This is a genomic window from Peribacillus simplex (genome assembly GCF_001542915.1).
Taxonomy (GTDB): domain Bacteria; phylum Bacillota; class Bacilli; order Bacillales; family DSM-1321; genus Peribacillus; species Peribacillus simplex_B.
This window is the reverse complement of the sequence record NZ_LNNH01000051.1, coordinates 50,103-67,927: the sequence shown is the minus strand read 5'-3', so window position 1 is coordinate 67,927 and position 17,825 is coordinate 50,103. Positions and strand designations below refer to the sequence as shown.

Sequence of the window (17,825 nt, the reverse complement as noted above, 5' to 3'; positions counted from 1 at the left end):
AGGTTTTACCCGGAATGAATAAAATGGATGCAAACGAAATTATTTCTTTTATCTCAAATAGTAAAAAATCCACACCAGTCAAGGTATATGTCAAAGGTGATTTGGAAGGCATCGATTTTGGCGCAGCTTCGAAAACCTTCATTACAGGGAATACCGGGGTCGTATTCGGTGAATGGTCTGAAGTGGAAGAGGCAATCAAGGCGGCCGGAACGAAAATCGAGGATTATGTAGTAGAAAATGATCGCCGTAATTCTGCCATTCCTTTATTGGATCTAAAAGGAATCAAGGCGCGTATCGAGCCTGGTGCAATAATTCGTGATCAAGTGTCCATCGGGGACAATGCAGTCATCATGATGGGGGCATCAATCAATATTGGCTCCGTCATTGGCGAGGGTACGATGATTGACATGAATGCGATCCTTGGCGGTCGTGCAACCGTTGGGAAAAACTGTCACGTCGGGGCAGGGGCTGTATTAGCAGGTGTCATCGAGCCGCCTTCCGCACAACCAGTCATATTGGAAGATGATGTGTTGATCGGAGCCAATGCGGTCGTTCTTGAAGGCGTTAAAATCGGCGAGGGATCCGTTGTAGCGGCTGGTGCTGTCGTAACGAAAGACGTTCCTCCATACTCTGTTGCTGCTGGCATTCCGGCTAGGGTCATCAAGCAAATTGATGAAAAAACGAAATCGAAAACAGAGATCATGCAAGAGCTTCGCCAGCTTTAATTTATTAATAGAATATTGTCTAAAGCGTGGATAATTTTATCCACGCTTTCTGTATAGGGAGGAAAATCGTGTGAAAATAAATCCTTTTGCCGAGATTCGGCGTGAATTGCATCAAATTCCGGAGATTGGATTCAAAGAATACAAGACACAACAATATCTACTGAATTACATACAAGGTTTACCCTCTGAGCGAATGGAAGTGAAAACTTGGAAAACTGGGATATTCGTCAAAGTGAGGGGAAGGAAGCCGCGGAAAATGATTGGCTACAGAGCCGATATAGATGGGCTGCCGATAAAAGAAGAGACGGACTTGCCCTTCGCCTCCACTCATGAGGAGTATATGCATGCATGCGGTCATGATTTTCATATGAGCATCAGTTTGGGTCTATTGACCCATTTTAACGAAAATCCGATCGATGATGACTTACTTTTCATTTTCCAGCCAGCGGAAGAGGGACCTGGCGGCGCCGAGCCGATGCTGAAATCGGAAGCGATGATAGAATGGAAGCCGGATATGATTCTTGCCCTGCATATTGCGCCGGAGTATCCAGTGGGGACGATTGCCGTTAAGGAAGGGCTTTTATTTGCCAATACATCCGAATTATTCATCGAATTAAAAGGCAAAGGCGGACATGCAGCGTACCCTCATGAAACAAGGGACATGGTCATCGCAGCCTGCTCGCTGGTAGGGCAGTTGCAAACCATCGTTTCCCGAAATGTCAATCCGCTTGATTCAGCCGTGATTACAGTCGGAAAAATCACAGGCGGGACGGTGCAAAATGTTATTGCGGAGACAGCGCGCCTGGAAGGTACGATACGCACGCTTAATCCGGAAACGATGATAAAGGTCAAGTCGAGGATAGAAGCGCTTGTGGAGGGCATGAAAGTGGGCTATGAATGCCTTGCAGAGATAGATTATGGGGCGATGTACCATCAAGTATATAATGAAGAAGTATTGACCAAGGAATTCATGGAGTTTACAGAGGCGAGAGCTGATGTTCATCTGCATCGCTGTACGGAAGCGATGACGGGTGAGGATTTTGGGTATATGTTAAAAGAGATACCAGGTTTCATGTTTTGGCTCGGGGTTTCATCGGAATTCGGATTGCACCATTCCAAGTTGAACCCTGATGAAAGGGCAATAGAACTTGCCATCAACCATATTGCCGATTATTTAACGTTCAAAGGGAACGAAGCGTAAAGATTATACGGAACACAGAGCAAAGAAAGATGTTGGAGGGCTTAAAGTGAAAAAAGAATTTGCTGTGATTGGACTTGGTCGCTTCGGCGGCAGTATAGTGAAGACATTAGCTGAAGAAGGATTGGGAGTGTTGGCCATCGATGCTGACGAAGATCGAGTGAATGAATTCGCAAGGATCGCTTCACATGCCGTAGTTGGAGATACGACAGATGAAAATGTGCTGAAAAACTTGGGAATTCGCAATTTCGATCACGTCATTGTAGCCATTGGCGAGAATATTCAGGCGAGTATATTGACAACGCTCATGCTGAAGGAGCTGGGAGTCGGCAATGTTACCGTGAAAGCGCAAAACGATTATCATGAGAAGGTTCTTCGGAAAATCGGGGCCGATTTTGTCGTGCATCCCGAACGTGACATGGGGAGAAGGATCGCCCATAATATCGTTTCCAATAATATCCTCGATTATTTGGAGCTGTCTGATGAACATTCCATCGTCGAAATAGTTGCAAGCCAGAAGATGAACGGAAACTCGATATTTGACCTTGATATCCGTGCCCACTACGGGCTGAATATCGTCGCGATAAAAAGAGGCAATGAAATCAACGTTTCCCCGCAGGCGAACGACTTGATTCATAAAGGGGATATATTGATCGTAATCGGCGCCGATTCCGATATCAACCGTTTTGAAAAGAAGATTGTGGAATAAGAAAGATTCTTGTGCCTGACTCAATGGGACGATAAAAAAGCCCAGCCATTCGAATGGCTGGGCTTTTTCTTGTTTATTGAACTTCCATGATGATCGGCAGGATCATCGGACGGCGTTTCGTTTTTTCATAAAGGAATGGAGACAATGTATCCGTAATTTCATTTTTAATTTCAGACCACTGTGTAGTCTTCCGATCCATCACTTTATTCAGATGCTTAGTGATCAAGGATTGGGCATCGCTGATCAGATCTCCTGATTCTCTCATATAAACAAAGCCGCGTGAGATGATGTCAGGACCCGAAGCAATTTTAAATTCCTTCATGTTGATGCTTACTACGACAACCACAAGGCCTTCTTCAGAAAGAATGCGGCGGTCACGTAAAACGATGTTGCCGATATCCCCGATGCCGCTTCCATCGATGTAAACCGAACCAGAAGGGATTTTACCAGCGATTTGTGCGGTATTTTCACTTAAGGAAAGCACCTCACCATTATCCATGATAAAACAGTTTTCTTCAAGAACTCCGCAATCGACTGCATGGCGGGCATGAAGCTTTTGCATCCGGTATTCGCCGTGGATCGGCATGAAGAATTTTGGCTTGATTAAACGCAGCATTAGCTTTTGTTCCTGCTGTCCGCCATGTCCAGATGTATGGATATCACTCAATGGTCCGGAAATGACTTCTGCACCAGCGCGATATAATTGATTGATCGTTCTGGAAACACTGATCGTGTTACCGGGAATAGGGGAAGAAGAAAATACGACTGTATCCCCAGGAATGATCTGGATTTGTCGGTGTGTCCCATTAGCAATTCTCGAAAGGGCTGCCATTGGTTCACCTTGGCTGCCTGTACAAAGGATGGTGACTTTGTTTGCAGGCATGCGATTTAATTGCTGTACGTCAATGAACGTATCCTTCGGCGCCACAATATAGCCAAGGTCTTGGCCAATTGATATGGCAGAGTCCATGCTGCGGCCAAAAACGGCAATTTTACGCCCATTTGCCACCGCTGCCTCCACCACTTGCTGAAGGCGGTGAATGTTCGATGCGAATGTTGCGAAAATAATCCGGCCGTCCACCTTACGGAAAATGTCTTGAATGGTATCGCCGACACGGCTTTCGGACATAGTGAAATTCTGCACCTCACTATTCGTGCTGTCTGAGAGCAGGCATAATACGCCTTCTTTGCCAATTTCAGCCATCTTTGTCAAGTTGGCCGGTTCTCCAACTGGAGTGAAATCGAATTTAAAGTCACCAGTATGAACGATCTGTCCAGGCGGCGTCTTTACAACGATTCCGTAAGAATCCGGGATACTGTGTGTCGTCCTGAAGAAAGAAACGGAAGTCTTCCGGAACTTGATCACTTCATCTTCGCTGATTTCGATCATCGTCGTCTGACGTAAAAGGCCGTGTTCTTCCAATTTGTTGCGAAGCAACCCAAGTGCCAGTTTCCCGCCGTATACCGGGACATTCACTTTTCTAAGTAAATAGGGAATCCCGCCAATATGGTCTTCATGGCCATGCGTGATGAAGACACCTTTAATTTTATCTACATTTTTCTCTAAATAGCTGTAATCTGGAATCACATAGTCAATACCGAGAAGTTCATCTTCCGGAAATTTAATTCCAGCATCAATGACGATGATCTCGTCTTGAAACTGAACCGCGTATGTGTTCTTACCGATTTCGCCTAAACCGCCCAGGGCGAATACAGCTGTTTGATCATTTTTTACGAATTTCATAAATTATAGCTCCAATACTTTGTAATCTTCATTTTGTTTTTCATAGTCTAGATAGGCTCCGGTTACGGGCAGTACGATTTCTACGTTGTAAGGTTCTTTCTTTAATTTTAGACGAACGTCGCGAACGGATTCACCTTCGACAAACATCGTTTTCGTATTCTCCCTGATGGGAACCTCTGATATGGTTACTTGATAGTATACCTTAAAAACCATTTAAATCTCTCCTCACTTGTGTGCATTGCTTTTTTCATTATATATAAAAACAACAATTTTTACATGTTTTTCAACATCATGTAAAAATAAACCCAGCTCCGCCATGAAAACGGAAGGGGTTTTGCTGAACCAAATATACTAATGTCTGCCAAAGTATATAAAAAATAGATTGCCGGTCCGTTTAGTCCTCTATCCTCTATCCTAACCGTTTTTACTAAGTGTAAAACTTAAATCGGCAAAGAAAGTTTCGGACAGCACGTTTTCAGGCGATTTCAGCTTATCTCGATTACTGGAATGATCAATGTTTTCTTCCCGCCTAACCCAGCGTTTCAAGAAAGAATAACGGCTCCTATTCAACACGAAATATGTATGGTACCCATTGGTTGGCTGTTACATGGCCAATGGAAAGAATGCTTAACAAGAACTTTACAACAAGGAAGAAGCCCTCCGCAAGTTTTTGAAGGGCTGTCCGAAAAAAATTCGCAAATGGATGACGGCCATGGCAAGAAATGAATGGCGAATCATGCGATGGATTTTTTTCTTAAAAGATCATTCCACTGTTTTACAAGCTTTTTACGAAGCTTTTTTAACATGGCGATCACACTCCCTTAGTATTATTGTATAGGATTATTCAATAATGTAAATATGTCTTTACAAGTACTTGTTCCATTTTTGAAAAAAAGGCCCGAACGACGGCTAAATGAGTTTGTGGGGAAGTAAGGAGAAATATTAAATGGAGGCCGGGTAGGTGGACCCTTAACGATAGTATATGCACGTCCCCGAATAAAAAACGTGACTTAGCGTGGAATTTGGCACAGTTACTTGACTTATCTTGATGACAATTATTAAATGGGTACATATTAGAAAAGGATAAATCCGAATGAATTGGAAGTGAATGATTAGTGAAAATCGTATTTTTTGATATTGACGGAACATTGCTGGATCATGACAAAAAATTACCTGCCTCTACGAAAAAGGCGGTTAAGCAGCTGCAGGATAGCGGGGTGTTTGTTGCGATCGCAACAGGAAGGGCTCCTTTCATGTTCGAATCATTGAGGGAAGAACTTGGCATCGATACGTTCGTGAGTTTCAATGGGCAGTATGTCGTGTTTGAAGGGAAAGTGGTTTATAAAAACCCGTTGAGCAAATCAGAGGTAAGGAAGCTTCACGATCATGCTGAGAAAAATGAAATCCCGATCGTCTTCATGAATGAAGAAACGATGAAATCAAGCGTGCCTCATCATGAGCGAATCGAAGAGGCCATTAGCACCTTGAAATTCCCCCATCCTGAGCATGTGGCCGATTTTTATGAGGATCATGAAATATATCAGGCATTATTATTTTGCTCCGAAGATGAAGAAACGGATTATGTAGGGAATTATGATGACTTCCATTTCATTAGATGGCATCCTTATTCAACGGATGTACTTCCGTTTGGAGGATCAAAAGCAGAAGGCATAAAAATATTAATGGAAAAAGTCGGGTTCGCGCTCGAAGATGTTTATGCCTTTGGAGATGGGTTAAATGATATTGAAATGCTAAAAGTAGCAGGCTATGGCGTGGCGATGGGGAATGCCGGCCAACTTGTGAAGCAGGAGGCAGACTTTGTAACGAAGGCTGTCGATGAGGATGGAATATTTTTTGGCTTGAAAGAACTTGAACTCATTTAAAAAATAAAAACTCCCGTCGGACAACAGACGGGAGTTTTTCACCCAAAAGGATCACCGTTCCACCGCGATCGAATGATCCGGCACGGCATAAGGGTCCTCCTTATTGATGCGATCATAAAACATAATTCCATTCAAATGGTCGATTTCATGCTGAAAGCAAATGGCTGGGATGCCTTTCAGCCGGAGCAGGACCGAATTTCCTTCCAAATCCGTACCTCCAACCGTAATTCTAGCATAACGTGGTACATAGCCTGAGACAGGCCGGTTAACGGAAAGGCAACCTTCTCCTGTAGTCAAGTAGGCTTTCTCCACTGAATGGCTTAGGAGCTTAGGGTTGAAAAGCGCATAGCTGTACAGTTTATCATCTTTTTCTTTTAAATGAACCGCAATCATTCTTTTAGAAACATTCACCTGTGGTGCGGCCAAGCCAATTCCTGCACGCAGTCCGTAGAGGGCGGCAATATCAGGCTTCTGGCTGTTTTGCACATATTCCATCAAGCTGGCCAAAAGCTGCTTATCGGCATCTGATGCCGGGAGAGGGACCTCCACTGCGACTTTCCTCAAGATAGGATCGTCTTCTTTAACAAAATCATCCATAGTAAGCATCGTTTTTCACCCCCATCGTACTGTCATTGATATGTATAGGGTTATTTTAACAAAAAACATGCCAAAAGTTAATGGAATGATCACAACTATTAATAGCATGGGATAGGAGGCGAACCCTTGGGTAAATCCCTATCCCACCCATTGTTTTATTTTCGAGTTAAGGTCAAAAGAAAAAAGTACATCTTTTTTTTTGAATCAGGGTAAATAGATAACATTTTCGGGTAAAGGTAATAGTAATTATCTGTTTAGCATAAGCAAGCGCCGACGATGATGAGCAGGATGAAAAGGACGATGATCAAGGCGAAGCCGCATCCGAAGCCTCCACCGCCACCACATTGCTCACCATAACCATAGCTGGGTGCAGCTGAAACCGGATAACAACATTCCTGGTTGTAACCTCCATACATAATTTCATACCTCCGTATTTGTATTGTTTTTACTTGTTGACCACTCTGATTTGAAACGGTCCCTACAGCCTATGCAGTAAGGTTTAAAGGGTGTAGGCTAACGCCCAGTAATGAAAAAATCCTGTTATGAATATGGATAGTACGAGGTCTGCTGCTATAACGGAAATTCAAAAGGAATTTAAATCTTCGAAGAACTTATCAGAAGGAGCTGTCTATATTGAAGCGTTTGGGCGCCATTGTTATTTTACTTTTTTCCACTACATTGATCATGTCCGGTTGTTTTAATGGTTCACCAGAGGAAAAAATCCAAAAGATTTTAGAAAAAACGGCAGAAAAGGAAAATGATTTCAACGAACATCAGGAGCCGCTTAATGAATTGGAGAAAAAAGAAAAAGAGCAGTATGAAAAAATTATAAAACTTGGAATGGATGAATATGAACAAATCGTAGAGCTATCAGATGAAGCCACCAAGAATCTCGAACAACGGGAAGCAATAATCGAAAAGGAACAAACTAGTATGCAGAGCTCGAAAGAAGAATTTAAAAAGATGGATGAACAAATAGGTAAGATAGAGGATGAAAAAGTAAAAAAAGAAGCGATTGAAATGGTAAATGTCATGACGGAACGTTATGATACATACGACAGCTTATATGAAGCCTACCGGCAAAGCCTGGATTATGATCGAGAATTATACGACCTGTTCAAAAAAGAAGATTTGAAGATGGATGAACTGCAGGGGCAAATCAAGAAAATCAATACCTCATATGCAAAAGTATTGAAAGCCAATAAGCAATTTAACGCCTTAACGGAAAAATCCAATCAAAAAAAAGAAAGTTTTTATGATCGTTCAGGCATAGAAATGGCTAATTCAACAAAAGAATAAATACTGATGGGCTGTGATTCTCACTCACAGCCCTTTTTTTGCATCAGGCTGAAACCAGGGTGTGCGTGAATATTCCAGGACCTGTACTAAAAAAAATCAAATGTGTAAAATCTAACAGCAGGATCAAATGAAAGCGTTTGAATATTTTTTCTGAATATTCCTCCAAATAGCGAAAATGCCTTTAGTTCAAGGGATTTTTGAATGGCTGGTATGAGTGGGCGAAGGCAAATGATCCTCATTCTCCCACCCAAAATGAAAGATAGCGCAATTTTAGTGATACAGTAATAAACGCAAAACTAATACAGAGATGCAAATCCTTTGTTGTTCGTACTATGGGTTTGAAAAAATAAGGAACTTCAAGACATTGACTGATGTTAATTCATCTTGTAAATTAATATTTGGATATCCCTTGTATCATTTTCCTTGATTTTTTTTATGGTACAGACTAAGATTGAAGCATATTAAGCGTATCCACGTTTGAGGGATTGGTCTTAAGGGAAAAATAATTCAATGGATTGTTGAAGAAGCTAAAAAGCAAACTATCTTTGCTTTATAGAAGAATAATCACAAACCTTTTTAATGAAAGGATGAGGTGCCAAATGGCTCAAAAAACTAAACAAGCTAAAATTAATGTTCAGGATCAGCTTAAGAAAGTGGAAGAACAATTTGAAACTTTTCAAATTATAAACGAAGAGGGAGAAGTCGTGAATGAAGCGGCAATGCCTGATTTAAGTGATGAGCAGCTACAGGAATTAATGCGTCGTATGGTTTATACACGTATCTTGGATCAACGTTCAATCTCATTGAACCGCCAAGGACGGTTAGGGTTCTATGCACCGACTGCCGGTCAAGAGGCTTCTCAAATCGCTTCGCAATATGCTTTGGAGAAAGAGGATTTCATTCTTCCCGGCTATCGTGATGTGCCGCAAATCGTTTGGCATGGCCTGCCGTTATGGCAAGCATTCCTATTCTCCCGCGGTCATTTCAAAGGAAATCAAATTCCTGAGGATGTTAATGTCATTTCACCGCAAATCATTATCGGCGCCCAATATATCCAAGCTGCCGGTGTAGCGCTTGGACTGAAAAAACGCGGTAAAAAAGCGGTAGCGATCACTTATACTGGTGATGGCGGAACTTCACAAGGTGACTTCTATGAAGGAATCAACTTTGCAGGTGCATTTAAAGCGCCAGCTATCTTCATCGTGCAAAATAACCGTTTTGCGATTTCAACTCCTGTTGACTTGCAATCCGCAGCGAAAACATTGGCACAAAAGGGTGTGGCTGCAGGTATTCCAGGTATCCAAGTTGATGGAATGGATGCATTGGCCGTTTATACTGCCGTTAAGGAAGCCCGGGAACGTGCCATTAATGGTGAAGGCCCTACATTGATCGAAACATTGACGTACCGTTATGGACCACATACGATGGCTGGAGATGATCCGACACGCTACCGTACTTCCGACATGGATAATGAGTGGGAACTGAAAGATCCATTGGTTCGTTTCCGTAAGTTCTTGGAAAACAAAAAGCTTTGGAATGAAGAGTTAGAGAACGAAACGATAGAAAAAGCTAAAGAAGATATTAAAGAAGCAATCAAAAAGGCAGATGCAGAACCTAAGCAAAAAGTAACTGACCTTATCGAAAACATGTTTGAAGAAATGCCTTACAACCTAAAAGAACAATATGAAATTTATAAAGAGAAGGAGTCGAAGTAAGCCATGGCTCAATTGACGATGATCCAAGCAATTACAGAAGCATTACGTACAGAACTAAAAAATGACGAAAACGTACTCGTTTTTGGAGAAGATGTCGGTCTTAATGGTGGAGTATTCCGTGCAACGGAAAATCTTCAAAAAGAATTCGGCGAAGATCGTGTGTTTGACACTCCCCTTGCCGAATCTGGAATCGGTGGATTAGCGGTCGGTCTTTCTTTACAAGGTTTCCGTCCTGTTCCTGAAATTCAATTCTTCGGATTTATATATGAAGTAATGGACTCCGTAAGCGGTCAGCTTGCTCGTATGCGCTACCGTTCAGGCGGACGTTACAGTGCGCCTGTTACGATTCGTTCACCATTCGGAGGCGGAGTGCATACTCCGGAAATGCATGCGGATAGCTTAGAAGGTTTAATGGCCCAGCAACCAGGGTTAAAGGTAGTTATCCCTTCAACTCCTTACGATGCAAAAGGCTTATTGATTTCGGCAATTCGTGATAACGATCCTGTCATTTTCCTTGAGCACATGAAATTGTACCGCTCGTTCCGTCAGGAAGTGCCTGAAGAAGAGTATACAATTCCGTTAGGAAAAGCGGATGTGAAAAGAGAAGGAACGGATTTATCCATCATAACTTACGGTGCGATGGTACAAGAATCCATCAAGGCAGCGGAAGAATTGGCCAAGGATGGTCATTCTGTCGAGGTTGTCGACTTAAGGACTGTATCTCCACTTGATATTGACACGATCATTGCTTCTGTAGAAAAAACGGGACGCGCCATCGTTGTTCAAGAAGCACAAAAACAAGCTGGTATAGCAGCGAATGTTGTTGCAGAGATTAACGAACGTGCCATCTTAAGCTTGGATGCTCCTGTATTGCGAGTGGCAGCTGCTGATACGGTATTCCCGTTCTCTCAAGCTGAAACAGTATGGCTCCCTAATTATAAAGACATTATGGAAACGGCGACTAAAGTCTTAACGTTTTAACTTAATCTTGAGTAACGCGAATGAAAGTGCTTGCTTGAGAAAGAATTAGCATGAATGAAATGCAAGATAAAGGACTTTATTCGAAGCACTAAGTATGATTTAATATAGGAGGTTGAACTCAGTGGCATTCCAATTTAGACTCCCAGATATCGGAGAAGGTATACACGAAGGTGAAATAGTGAAATGGTTTGTAAAACCAGGAGATAAGATTCAAGAAGATGACGTGCTTTGCGAGGTTCAAAACGATAAAGCCGTTGTAGAAATTCCATCACCTGTTGAAGGTACCGTGGAAGAAATCCTTGTTGAAGAAGGAACGGTTGCCGTTGTTGGTGATGTTCTTGTAAAATTCGATGCTCCAGGATATGAAAATCTTCAGTTCAAAGGGGATCATGGAGACGAAGAGAAGGCTGAAGGCGATAAGGATACGGAGGCTCAGGTTCAAGCTACTGCTGAAGCTGGACAAGAAGTCAAGAAAGAGGCTGCACCGGATCAAGCCAATAGTGCAGAAACGGGCGCAGGAGCACAGCCACAGGTTGAGGTGGATCCTTCACGTCGTATCATCGCCATGCCTTCTGTTAGGAAATATGCACGCGAACAAGGGGTAAACATTCGTGAGGTTGCTGGTTCCGGGGATAACGGCCGTATCATGAAAGAAGACATCGATGCGTTCAAAAATGGCAAATCCGCTCCACAGCAGCCAGCAGCTGAAAGTGAAGCTTCACAACAACAAGGTGAAAAGGAAACGACTGAAAAAGCTAAAGTGTCCATTCCAGAAGGTCAATATCCTGAAACTCGCGAGAAAATGAGCGGCATGAGAAAAGCGATCGCTAAAGCGATGGTTAAATCCAAGCAGACAGCTCCACATGTAACATTGATGGATGAAGTCGATGTGACGTTACTCGTCGCTCACCGCAAGAAATTCAAGGATGTTGCCGCTGCAAAAGGAATTAAGCTTACATTCCTTCCTTATGTTGTTAAAGCGTTAACAAGTGCATTGCGTGAATTCCCTATGCTTAACACATCATTTGATGATGAGGCTAGTGAGATTATCCATAAACACTATTACAATATCGGAATTGCGGCAGATACAGACAAAGGCTTGCTCGTTCCGGTTGTTAAAGATGCAGATCGTAAATCACCTTTTGCTATTTCACAAGAAATCAATGAATTAGCCACAAAAGCTCGTGATGGAAAATTGGCACCTAACGAAATGAAAGGTGCATCATGCTCGATCACGAATATCGGTTCAGCAGGCGGCCAATGGTTCACACCTGTAATCAATCACCCAGAAGTTGCCATTCTAGGTATTGGACGCATTGCCGAAAAAGCAATTGTACGCGACGGGGAAATTATCGCCGCTCCAGTTCTGGCATTATCACTGAGCTTTGATCACCGCATGATTGATGGAGCAACTGCTCAAAATGCATTGAATCATATCAAAAAGTTATTGAACGACCCAGAATTATTGTTAATGGAGGCGTAAATAATGGTTGTAGGAGATTTTCCAATCGAAACAGATACTTTAGTGATCGGTTCAGGCCCAGGGGGATATGTTGCAGCAATTCGTGCAGCACAGCTTGGACAAAAAGTTACGGTCGTTGAAAAAGGAACAATCGGCGGAGTTTGTTTGAATGTAGGCTGTATTCCATCGAAAGCTTTAATTTCGGCGGGACACCGTTTCCATGAAGCTCAGCATTCAGAAGACATGGGGATCTTTGCAGAAAAAGTTTCTGTTGATTTTTCTAAAGTACAAGCTTGGAAAGGTACTGTTGTCAAAAAATTAACGGGCGGCGTCAGCGGCCTGCTAAAAGGAAATAACGTGGAAGTTGTAACAGGCGAAGCGTATTTCGTTGATGAAAACAGCATCCGTGTTATGAATGAAGACTCAGCCCAAACATATACATTTAAAAACGCGATCATCGCCACTGGTTCATCACCAATCGAGATTCCGTCATTTAAATATACGAAACGCGTAATTAACTCTACTGGTGCCCTTGCTTTGGATGAAGTTCCAAAATCAATGGTAGTAATCGGCGGAGGTTACATCGGTACGGAGCTTGGCGGAGCATTCGCAAGCTTTGGCACTAAAGTGACGATTCTTGAAGGCACGGAAGAAATTCTTTCAGCTGGTTTCGAAAAACAAATGGCAGCACTTGTTAAACGTAACCTTAAAAACAAAGGTGCTGAAATTGTTACGAAAGCAAATGCCAAAGGCGTGGAAGAAACCGAAACAGGCGTAACCGTTACTTATGAAGCAAAAGGCGAAGAGAAAAAAGTCGAAGCTGATTACGTATTGGTTACTGTGGGACGTCGTCCTAATACTGCCGAAATCGGTCTTGAGCAAGTCGGAATCAAAATGACGGATCGCGGTTTGATCGAAACGGATAAACAATGCCGTACAAGCGTGAAAAACATCTATGCGATCGGTGATATCGTTTCTGGACCTCAATTGGCTCATAAAGCTTCTTATGAAGGTAAAATTGCAGCCGAAGCCATTGCTGGACATTCATCAGAAATCGACTACCTTGCCATTCCGGCTGTTGTATTCTCTGAACCGGAACTTGCATCTGTCGGCTATAATGAAAAAGAAGCGAAGGAAGCTGGAATTGAAGCGCTTGCTTCCAAGTTCCCATTCGCTGCAAATGGACGTGCTCTATCTTTAAACAATACTGATGGATTTGTGAAGCTTATCACTCGCAAAGAAGATGGATTGGTTATTGGAGCACAAATCGCAGGGCCGAACGCATCTGATATGATCGCGGAACTTGGCTTGGCCATCGAAGCAGGCATGACTGCCGAAGATATCGCGATGACGATCCACGCGCACCCAACTTTAGGGGAAATTACAATGGAAGCTGCGGAAGTGGCCCTTGGAACTCCTATTCATATCATTAAGTAATTTTATCCGATAGTAGCGTGCTGCCCTTGCAGCACGCTTTTTTCATTGGATTCGGCCATGAAAAAGGAATGTACCCGCCAATTCGAGATTTTCTTTACACTATTTAAATGAAAAGGACAAAATGGGCATAAGCTATATAAAGGGCTTTTTACTTTTTTTCTCCAAAAGGTTTGAATATGGTAAAAGAGGATAAAAAATAAGATGGGCAATGTGCGAATATAAAGTTATTGCTCATGACATGAGTAGGCCTGATGTATTCATTTGAAAATGGGGTGGATCACTTGAAAAATTATCTGGTAATCCTCTTTCAACTAATCGTATGGAGCGGCTATACACTGGTTGAATGGCTTTCTGTTAATGATCGGTTTGTCTTCAAGGTATTCATGTTTTTGGTCTTTTCATATTTGGCCATTTACATTGGTAAAATGATTTTGAAATCCAATAAGCGAACCATGCTTATAACTGTGATCAGCCTATTATGCTACGGGCTGTTACAAATCCTTTTGGAGACCTTAGTACCCGTTTATTGAATTTTCGCAGGGCCTGCAAAGACACAAAAAAACACGGAGGTATCATGTTCAACAAAGTTTTAGTTTTGTTAGCGAGTGTAGCCATTTTATTGATCGCTTGTACTGGCCAAGATCCCGATCACGCGGAAAAAGAAAAGAATAAAAGCGTGGAAACGGCAGCGTCCGTCCGAGATGAAAGCCAGCAAGAGAAAAAAGAACAAGAAGAAGCACCCAAGACGAATGCGGAAGAGAAAGTTAAGGCAGAATACCGGGTCAATAAAGATACTTGGTCATTTGAACCGATAGGGGACGCAGATCCGAAGGTTGTCTTGTTAACGTTTGATGATGCTCCTGATAAATATTCGCTAGAAATAGCCAAAACCCTTCATCGACTTAAGGTTCCAGCGATATTTTTCGTCAATGGCCATTTTCTTGAAAATGATCAAAATAAAGCGATGCTGAAAGAAATTCATGATCTAGGTTTTCCCATCGGCAACCATACATATTCCCATGTGAATTTGAAAGAATTGACCGAAAAGGAACAAGAGAGGGAAATCGTTAAACTGAATAATTTGGTTGAGGGCATTATCGGGGAACGCCCTAAGTATTTCAGGGCGCCGTTTGGTTCGAATACCGATCATTCAAGAAAAGTTGCTGAGGAAGAAAAAATGTTGGTGATGAATTGGACATATGGATATGATTGGGAAAAGGAATATCAGGACAAAAAGGCTTTAACAGAAATCATGTTGAATAGTCCTTATTTAGGAAATGGTGCGAACCTTCTAATGCATGACCGAAAATGGACGAGTGAAGCGATTGAGGAGATCGTGAAAGGTTTTCAAAAGAAAGGCTATAAGATGCTTGATCCTGACTCGATTGAGACACCTGCATGAGCTGGCTTTCAGCTTTTGCAGGTTTTTTCATTTTCTTGGATAGAAGTACATCACGCGATTATTAAAGAGGTGAAGCTGCGCCTTTAATTTTTTTGCGAGGAACTTGCATAATTCATTTGCTTTCCCTTTATCCCCGAAGGTTGCTGTTTCCGGAAGGGTGAATTGGATATAAGATTGGATTCGTTCCAGTCCGTCATCATCCTTAATCACTTCCTGGTCTACACCGATCAAGATCATATGGTAACGATCTTCTTTGGCTTGGAGATATATGGCTTTGTCTTTCATTTTTTCAGGTTCCCTCATTTCATAAGGAAAAGCTTTCTTATCGTAGTCCCAATCCAGTTGCTTTCCTGTTTTTGCCGTGATCATTTGATAATAGGTCAGCAATTCCTTTACATCCTCGATGGTAACGGTCGCTTTGACTGATTCGGGAACTAGCTTGATATACGCATTTTCTGCCATTTGGATCCCCCTTATTCGATCGGTTTTACTATTATATTAGCATTTTTTGGTTGATTTATATACTTATCTATATGTATATTTAAAAGTAAAATTACTTCCCCCCTTTTTTTGGAAAGAAAGGGAGGGCGAATCTTTCAATGGTATGAACTGCTGCTCATGCGATGCTCATTGCTTTACCAGCAGGATTGGCATACCCGTATAAACATTCCCTGATCCAATAAAATGATTAGGTCATACTTTTTAGCTTGATATTATAAATGTGTTATATTATAATTCATTTAAAGCGGTTACATTAATGGAATGTTGCATACAATATAGAGGAAGGGGTTGTAAAAATGGGAACTATCGTATGTCAAACTTGCAATAGCACGATTGAACATTTTGAAGATGAAAAAGTAAGTGTACTTTATACACACAATCACAACTGCCAAAGCTGTGATACAGCTGCCTCTCAGGAATAATACCGAAAACCTTCGATGAGATTAATAGAATTCAAGAGTGCTCCACGACTTTATGGTCTGGAGCACTTTTTTTGAACAACCGATAGGCTGCTGCGCCATTTTAATGCTGACTATATGAAAAAAACCAGGGCGGTCACCCGCTCTGGTTTGTGTATGCAATCAGTTCTTTATGATGCGTAAATATTTTATTTCTGGATCCTCTGGACCTTGAACAGGCAGGCCCGCCTCGATGTTTTTTTGGATATAACTGATATTATCTTCCGTAATCAGTTCACCAGGAATAAAGATCGGGATGCCCGGCGGATATACCATGATGAATTCAGCACTGATTTTTCCGACGGATTCCTCGATCGGCACCACTACGGTTTCGGCATAAAATGCCTCCCTTGGCGATAGGGCAAGCGGTGGTGTATCAGGAAGGAGCACTTCGATTTTTTCATGTTCAGCCGCCATTTCCTTAAACTCATCCGAAAGGTCCTTCAAGGCAGCGATCAGAAGATCCGCTTCCGTTTTGGAGTCTCCTGGTGTAATCAGGCAAAGGATATTATACAAATCGGAAAGCTCCACTTCGATATTATGCTTCTCACGCAGCCATTTCTCGACGTCGTATCCGGTAATGTTCAATTCCTTGATGGAAATGATCAGTTTTGTAGGGTCATAGCTAAAGGCAGCCTTGCTTCCGAGAATTTCGCTGCCGACACAGTATAGATAAGGGATCTCATTTACGGCCTCCCTGATGTACCCTGCAAGATTGATGGCCTCTTCGATCATTTGCCTGCCTACGGTCGCCAGCTGCCTCCTAGCCGTGTCCAGGGAAGCTAGAAGGATGTAGGAGGTTGAGGTGGTAGTGAGCATGCTTAAAATCGCTTGAACCCGATTTGCTGAAACCAATCCATCTCTCACATTTAAAATCGAACTTCCTGTCAGCGAGCCACCAAGTTTATGGACACTCGTTGCGGCCATATCCGCTCCAGCCTGCATGGCTGACATGGGCAAGTCCTCATGGAAGTGGATATGGACTCCGTGTGCTTCATCAACGAGGACAGGGATTTCGTAGGAATGGGCGATTTCGACGATTTTTTGCAAGTCAGCTGAAATGCCGAAATAGGTAGGATTGATTACAAGCAATCCTTTTGCATCACTATGCTCTTTTAACGTTTTTTCAACGGCATCGAGGGTGATACCGTGTGAAATGCCCAGATCTTTATCTATTTCAGGGTTGATGAAAACGGGAACGGCTCCGGAAAAGACAATCGCAGACATGACGGATTTATGTACGTTCCTTGGTACGATGATTTTATCCCCAGGGCCGCATACCGTCATGACCATCGTCATGATAGCTCCGCTTGTTCCTTGAACGGAAAAGAACGTATGATCGGCCCCGAAAGCTTGGGCAGCCAGATCTTGTGCTTGTTTAATGATCCCTTTTGGCTGATGGAGATCATCGAGCGGAGCGATATTGATTAAATCTATGGATAATGCATTTTCTCCAATGAATTCACGGAAATCGGCGTCCATTCCTTTTCCTTTTTTATGACCTGGAATATGGAATTGAACGGGATTTTTTTTGGCATGCTGCAATAAGGCAGTGTATAAGGGTGTTTCATTCTGTGACAAATCTTTGTGGCCCCTTTTCAATATAGTAGGTACAAATATGGGGGAGAAAGACTCCCTGTCTATAATGATCGAATGTTTCTCCGATTTTGCAACCATATGAATGGTCAGGTAGCTATGGAAAAACATAAAACAA

At 42.4% G+C, this 17,825-nt stretch carries 17 protein-coding genes; 11 read left to right on the top strand and 6 right to left on the bottom strand.

Features of this window, described 5'->3' with window-relative positions:
- Positions 1-14: 14 nt before the first annotated feature.
- From dapD to AS888_RS21435, 3 genes are all read left to right on the top strand, one after another.
- Positions 15-725 (top strand): 2,3,4,5-tetrahydropyridine-2,6-dicarboxylate N-acetyltransferase, encoded by a 711-nt coding sequence (gene dapD, locus AS888_RS21445; RefSeq protein WP_061144120.1) that lies wholly within the window; start codon positions 15-17, stop codon positions 723-725.
- Positions 726-801: 76 nt separating this feature from the next.
- Positions 802-1,926 (top strand): N-acetyldiaminopimelate deacetylase, encoded by a 1,125-nt coding sequence (locus tag AS888_RS21440; protein ID WP_061144162.1) that lies wholly within the window; start codon positions 802-804, stop codon positions 1,924-1,926.
- A gap of 46 nt (positions 1,927-1,972) precedes the next feature.
- Entirely contained in the window at positions 1,973-2,632 is a 660-nt protein-coding gene (locus AS888_RS21435; protein ID WP_061144119.1) for a potassium channel family protein, read from the top strand.
- A 73-nt stretch (positions 2,633-2,705) separates the two neighbouring features.
- Here AS888_RS21435 and rnjA read toward each other — a convergent pair whose 3' ends face one another.
- Together rnjA and AS888_RS21425 are read right to left on the bottom strand one after the other, a co-directional pair.
- Complete coding sequence (rnjA, locus tag AS888_RS21430; protein WP_061144118.1) at positions 2,706-4,376, bottom strand: ribonuclease J1; 1,671 nt, start codon at positions 4,374-4,376, stop codon at positions 2,706-2,708.
- A 3-nt stretch (positions 4,377-4,379) separates the two neighbouring features.
- Complete coding sequence (locus tag AS888_RS21425; RefSeq protein ID WP_061144117.1) at positions 4,380-4,589, bottom strand: DNA-dependent RNA polymerase subunit epsilon; 210 nt, start codon at positions 4,587-4,589, stop codon at positions 4,380-4,382.
- A gap of 902 nt (positions 4,590-5,491) precedes the next feature.
- Here AS888_RS21425 and AS888_RS21420 point away from each other — a divergent pair.
- Positions 5,492-6,259: a Cof-type HAD-IIB family hydrolase gene (locus tag AS888_RS21420; protein WP_061144116.1), complete on the top strand. Its 768-nt coding sequence runs from the start codon at positions 5,492-5,494 to the stop codon at positions 6,257-6,259.
- 51 nt (positions 6,260-6,310) lie between these two features.
- Here the strand turns inward: AS888_RS21420 and def are convergent, their stop codons facing one another.
- Together def and AS888_RS21410 are read right to left on the bottom strand one after the other, a co-directional pair.
- Positions 6,311-6,865 (bottom strand): peptide deformylase, encoded by a 555-nt coding sequence (gene def, locus AS888_RS21415; RefSeq protein ID WP_061144115.1) that lies wholly within the window; start codon positions 6,863-6,865, stop codon positions 6,311-6,313.
- 245 nt (positions 6,866-7,110) lie between these two features.
- A complete protein-coding gene (locus AS888_RS21410; RefSeq protein ID WP_061144114.1) occupies positions 7,111-7,272 on the bottom strand; it encodes a YjcZ family sporulation protein in 162 nt (53 codons plus the stop codon).
- Between the two features lie 217 nt (positions 7,273-7,489).
- Between AS888_RS21410 and AS888_RS21405 the strand changes: the two genes are divergently transcribed.
- The 6 genes from AS888_RS21405 to AS888_RS21375 all read left to right on the top strand — a co-directional run bounded on the left by AS888_RS21405 (position 7,490) and on the right by AS888_RS21375 (position 15,152).
- Positions 7,490-8,155, top strand: coding sequence for a YkyA family protein (locus AS888_RS21405; RefSeq protein WP_061144113.1), 666 nt, complete (start codon positions 7,490-7,492; stop codon positions 8,153-8,155).
- Between the two features lie 599 nt (positions 8,156-8,754).
- Positions 8,755-9,870 carry a pyruvate dehydrogenase (acetyl-transferring) E1 component subunit alpha gene (pdhA, locus tag AS888_RS21400; RefSeq protein ID WP_061144112.1) on the top strand — a complete coding sequence of 372 codons (1,116 nt, stop codon included), beginning with the start codon at positions 8,755-8,757 and terminating at the stop codon, positions 9,868-9,870.
- Between the two features lie 3 nt (positions 9,871-9,873).
- Positions 9,874-10,851 (top strand): alpha-ketoacid dehydrogenase subunit beta, encoded by a 978-nt coding sequence (locus tag AS888_RS21395; protein ID WP_061144111.1) that lies wholly within the window; start codon positions 9,874-9,876, stop codon positions 10,849-10,851.
- Between the two features lie 121 nt (positions 10,852-10,972).
- Positions 10,973-12,334 carry a dihydrolipoamide acetyltransferase family protein gene (locus tag AS888_RS21390; protein WP_061144110.1) on the top strand — a complete coding sequence of 454 codons (1,362 nt, stop codon included), beginning with the start codon at positions 10,973-10,975 and terminating at the stop codon, positions 12,332-12,334.
- Positions 12,335-12,337: 3 nt separating this feature from the next.
- Positions 12,338-13,750: a dihydrolipoyl dehydrogenase gene (lpdA, locus tag AS888_RS21385; protein ID WP_061144109.1), complete on the top strand. Its 1,413-nt coding sequence runs from the start codon at positions 12,338-12,340 to the stop codon at positions 13,748-13,750.
- Between the two features lie 574 nt (positions 13,751-14,324).
- Entirely contained in the window at positions 14,325-15,152 is an 828-nt protein-coding gene (locus tag AS888_RS21375; protein WP_061144108.1) for a polysaccharide deacetylase family protein, read from the top strand.
- 27 nt (positions 15,153-15,179) lie between these two features.
- On the opposite strand, the gene AS888_RS21370 is transcribed toward AS888_RS21375, so the two are convergent.
- Positions 15,180-15,614: a DUF1885 family protein gene (locus AS888_RS21370; protein WP_061144107.1), complete on the bottom strand. Its 435-nt coding sequence runs from the start codon at positions 15,612-15,614 to the stop codon at positions 15,180-15,182.
- A gap of 335 nt (positions 15,615-15,949) precedes the next feature.
- On the opposite strand from AS888_RS21370, the gene AS888_RS25330 reads away from it, so the two are divergent.
- On the top strand, positions 15,950-16,075 hold the full coding sequence (locus AS888_RS25330; protein WP_081092558.1) for a GapA-binding peptide SR1P: 126 nt from the start codon (positions 15,950-15,952) through the stop codon (positions 16,073-16,075).
- 159 nt (positions 16,076-16,234) lie between these two features.
- On the opposite strand, the gene AS888_RS21365 is transcribed toward AS888_RS25330, so the two are convergent.
- Positions 16,235-17,692 (bottom strand): aminotransferase class I/II-fold pyridoxal phosphate-dependent enzyme, encoded by a 1,458-nt coding sequence (locus AS888_RS21365; protein WP_061144106.1) that lies wholly within the window; start codon positions 17,690-17,692, stop codon positions 16,235-16,237.
- Positions 17,693-17,825 lie beyond the last annotated feature (133 nt).

Excerpts from the sequence above, each read along its gene's own strand:
- dapD (WP_061144120.1), top strand. The coding sequence starts at position 15 with ATGAATAAAATGGATGCAAACGAAATTATTTCTTTTATCTCAAATAGT.
- rnjA (WP_061144118.1), bottom strand. The coding sequence starts at position 4,376 with ATGAAATTCGTAAAAAATGATCAAACAGCTGTATTCGCCCTGGGCGGT.
- AS888_RS21425 (WP_061144117.1), bottom strand. The coding sequence starts at position 4,589 with ATGGTTTTTAAGGTATACTATCAAGTAACCATATCAGAGGTTCCCATC.
- def (WP_061144115.1), bottom strand. The coding sequence starts at position 6,865 with ATGCTTACTATGGATGATTTTGTTAAAGAAGACGATCCTATCTTGAGG.
- AS888_RS21410 (WP_061144114.1), bottom strand. The coding sequence starts at position 7,272 with ATGTATGGAGGTTACAACCAGGAATGTTGTTATCCGGTTTCAGCTGCA.
- pdhA (WP_061144112.1), top strand. The coding sequence starts at position 8,755 with ATGGCTCAAAAAACTAAACAAGCTAAAATTAATGTTCAGGATCAGCTT.
- AS888_RS21395 (WP_061144111.1), top strand. The coding sequence starts at position 9,874 with ATGGCTCAATTGACGATGATCCAAGCAATTACAGAAGCATTACGTACA.
- lpdA (WP_061144109.1), top strand. The coding sequence starts at position 12,338 with ATGGTTGTAGGAGATTTTCCAATCGAAACAGATACTTTAGTGATCGGT.
- AS888_RS21375 (WP_061144108.1), top strand. The coding sequence starts at position 14,325 with ATGTTCAACAAAGTTTTAGTTTTGTTAGCGAGTGTAGCCATTTTATTG.
- AS888_RS21370 (WP_061144107.1), bottom strand. The coding sequence starts at position 15,614 with ATGGCAGAAAATGCGTATATCAAGCTAGTTCCCGAATCAGTCAAAGCG.
- AS888_RS25330 (WP_081092558.1), top strand. The coding sequence starts at position 15,950 with ATGGGAACTATCGTATGTCAAACTTGCAATAGCACGATTGAACATTTT.